Annotated in this window: 4 protein-coding genes; 2 read left to right on the forward strand and 2 right to left on the reverse strand. The window is 66.6% G+C overall.

The window, feature by feature from the left end:
* On the reverse strand, positions 1–415 hold a 415-nt coding region (locus AC1DT2_RS19505), incomplete at its 3' end, for an NAD-dependent epimerase/dehydratase family protein (RefSeq protein ID WP_477298125.1).
* Positions 416–581: 166 nt separating this feature from the next.
* Here AC1DT2_RS19505 and AC1DT2_RS19510 point away from each other — a divergent pair.
* Positions 582–1,070, forward strand: a complete 489-nt coding sequence (locus tag AC1DT2_RS19510) for a dihydrofolate reductase (RefSeq protein ID WP_063571089.1) — start codon at positions 582–584, stop codon at positions 1,068–1,070.
* Positions 1,070–2,002 carry a Nudix family hydrolase gene (locus AC1DT2_RS19515; protein ID WP_477298126.1) on the forward strand — a complete coding sequence of 311 codons (933 nt, stop codon included), beginning with the start codon at positions 1,070–1,072 and terminating at the stop codon, positions 2,000–2,002. Before AC1DT2_RS19510 ends, AC1DT2_RS19515 begins: the two co-directional genes overlap by 1 nt.
* A gap of 92 nt (positions 2,003–2,094) precedes the next feature.
* Here the strand turns inward: AC1DT2_RS19515 and AC1DT2_RS19520 are convergent, their stop codons facing one another.
* A complete protein-coding gene (locus AC1DT2_RS19520; protein WP_213948792.1) occupies positions 2,095–2,850 on the reverse strand; it encodes an enoyl-CoA hydratase/isomerase family protein in 756 nt (251 codons plus the stop codon).
* Between the last annotated feature and the right edge of the window lie 152 nt (positions 2,851–3,002).

Consider the following 3,002-nt stretch of genomic DNA (forward strand, 5'->3'; position numbering starts at 1 on the left):
CGAGGCGGCCCTGCTCCTCGCGGAACGGTGTCTCGGGGAGTGCGCCCTTGCCGTAGGCCTCGAAAGGGCCAAGGTAGTGCTTGAGGCCGGTGACCAGGGCGACGTGACGAACGCTGCCGGTCGGTCGCAGCCCGTCGAGCAGGTGGCGAACCATCGCGGCATTGACTCGTATGTTTTCGCGCTCGTTGGCCTGCCGCGACCAGGTGGCGATGTAGACGTGGGTCGGCGCGATGTCGGCGAGCGCGACACGGGTGCCCTCGGCATCGGTGAGGTCGGCCGCCACGGCTCGTACGGCGGTCTGCGATCCCGGGCGGCGGGCGAGGGCGGCGACCGGCCAGCCGTCCTTGACAAGACGTTCGGTAAGGGCGCTGCCGATGATGCCGCTGGCGCCGACGATGAGGGCTTTGTCGTTCATGGGGAGCTCGGGGAGGGAGGCCCTGTAACCATGGAGCCGCAAGGCGACCGTTCCAACCGTGCGAATCAAACGGGCGTTAGTTTCTTCATCACACGCGGAGGACTACTATCCGGTCCGCAAGGGCCGCCGTGTGCGCCCGTTCCACCTCCCATTCGAAGGAAGCTTCATGTCCGTACACCTGGTTGCCGCGCTCGACGAGAATTTTGCCATCGGCAAGCAGGGAGGGCTGCCCTGGCACCTCCCCGAAGATCTGCGTCACTTCAAACGACTGACCACGGACAAGTCCGTGCTGATGGGGCGCAAGACCGCCGAGTCGATCGGCAAGGCCCTTCCGGACCGTGTGAACTACGTGCTTTCGCGCAAGGGCGAGGCGCCGTATCCGGGCCAGATTACTGTCCGTTCGGTGGCCGAGGCGCAGGCAAGCTGCAACCACGCGGGCCTCATGGTCATCGGCGGCGGCGAAGTCTTCCGCGAGGCGCTGCCGTACGCGCGCACGCTGTACCTGACCTGGGTCTACGCCGCGGTGGATGGCGCCGACGTGTTCTTCCCGGGCATCGATTTCAAGGAATGGGCCGAGGTGTCGCGCGTGCACCACAAGGCCGACAAGGAACACGCCCACTCGTTCGACATGGTCGAATACGTCCGGAACGTCTGATGCATGTCGTTGCCGGCGTCCTCGTCGACGGTGCCGGACGGATCCTGATCGCGCAGCGGCCGCCGGGTAAGCACCTGGCGGGCATGTGGGAATTCCCGGGCGGCAAGCTGGAGCCGGGCGAAACGCCACTGATGGCGCTGGAGCGCGAGCTAGACGAGGAACTCGGCATCGCGGTCGATCCGCTCTCTTTCGAGGCGCTCGTTCGCATTCCGTGGAACTACGGCGAGCGCGGCATGTTGCTTGAAGCGATCCTCGTGCGCGCCTGGACGGGCGAGCCGAAGGCGCTCGACGCGGCCGAGATCCGCTGGCTCGATCCGCGTGATATCGATCCCGCGATGCTCGCGCCCGCGGACCGGCCCATCCTGGCGGCGACGCGGCTGCCGGTGCATTACCCGATCACACCGCCCGACGTGTCGGCCGATGATGCCGTCGCTTTGCTCACGAGCGCGCTGGCGCAGGGTGAGCGGTTGCTTCAGCTTCGCGTGCCAGGGCTGCCGGTCGATGCGTTGCGCGGTGTGGCCGCTCGCGTGCTTCCGGAGCTGCGTGCGTTGGGTGCGACCTTGCTGCTCAGCCGCGATATCGACGGTGCGCTCGCATTCGGCGATGGCGTGGGGGTGCATCTGGCGGCATCGCAGCTCCATGCCCTGGATACGCGACCCTTGCCACTGTCACAGACCGTCGCTGCGTCGTGTCACAACGCGGCCGAACTCGCACGTGCCTCGGCGCTGGGTTGCGACTTCGCGACGTTGTCTCCGGTGCACGCTACGGCGAGCCATCCGGGTGCCGAACCGCTGGGCTGGCCGCGTTTCGCGCAGCTGGCTGAAGCGGCGTCGTTGCCGGTGTATGCGTTGGGCGGGCTCGGGCCGGATGACGGGATGGAGGCGCGGCTGCATGCGGCGCAGGGGGTTGCGGGGATTCGTGGCTTTTTTTGAGCCTCAAAGCATCGCCGCTGAAGCGGCTCCCACAGGGGTGGCCTTGCTCCTTGTGGGAGCCGATTCATCGGCGATAGATCGCAAAGCGATCCTTACTTGGACTTTAGCCGCGCCACCAACGCCCTCAACACACCCTGCGTTTCATCCGCAAAGAAATCGTCGATGAAGCCCGGGTCGAGTAGATCGGTCGTATCGCCCCACACCGCCACCAGATCCGCACGCGCAATGGCGCGCGTGCGCAGCATCGCCTTCGGTGGCAACTTGAGCATGTCGGTCATCCACATCACGGCGCGTTGGACGACCTGCTCGACGGTCGCCAGTTCGTCCACCAGGCCGATGACATGGGCCTGCTCGGCATCGACCATGGCGCCCGCGACAAGCAGGCGTTCCGCGCGGTAATTGCCGACGATGCGGCGCATGGCGAACTGGATCGGCTCCGGCACCGACAGGCCCACCTGCACTTCGTTGAGGCCGATCTTGTAAGGGCCGTGCGCCATGATGCGGTAGTCGCAGAACAGCGCGACCACGGCGCCGCCGGCCGGGCTGTGACCCGTAATGGCGGCCACGGTGGGGATGCTCGACGCGGCGATCGCACCGCAGAGGGCGAAGAACTCGTTCCAGAATTCCTGCACGCCCGCGCGATCGCGCTGGATCAGCGCCGGTACGTCCACGCCTGCAGAAAACATGCCCTGCGCGCCGGAGATGACGATGCCGCGCGCACCGTTGGACGGCGCTTCGACGATAGCCTCGCGCAGCGCACGCACGAGATTGATGTCGAACGCGTTGACCGGGGCACGCGCCATGCGGATTTCATGGATGCCGCCGTCGTGCGGAAGGATGTCGAGCATGGGCGCGTGTCCGTCGGTGATGTTGGGGGGATTATGACCGCGCAGTGCGGCGAGGGCATGCCGCACTGCGGCCGGGGCCTGTCTTAAGGGTGCAGGTCCTTGTCCGTCCAGGTGTAGCGTAGGGCGTAGTCGAGGTTGACGGAGCCGTTGGC

It is taken from the genome of Luteibacter sp. P4_E6, from assembly GCF_056401535.1.

Excerpts from the sequence above, each read along its gene's own strand:
- AC1DT2_RS19510 (WP_063571089.1), top strand. The coding sequence starts at position 582 with ATGTCCGTACACCTGGTTGCCGCGCTCGACGAGAATTTTGCCATCGGC.
- AC1DT2_RS19515 (WP_477298126.1), top strand. The coding sequence starts at position 1,070 with ATGCATGTCGTTGCCGGCGTCCTCGTCGACGGTGCCGGACGGATCCTG.
- AC1DT2_RS19520 (WP_213948792.1), bottom strand. The coding sequence starts at position 2,850 with ATGCTCGACATCCTTCCGCACGACGGCGGCATCCATGAAATCCGCATG.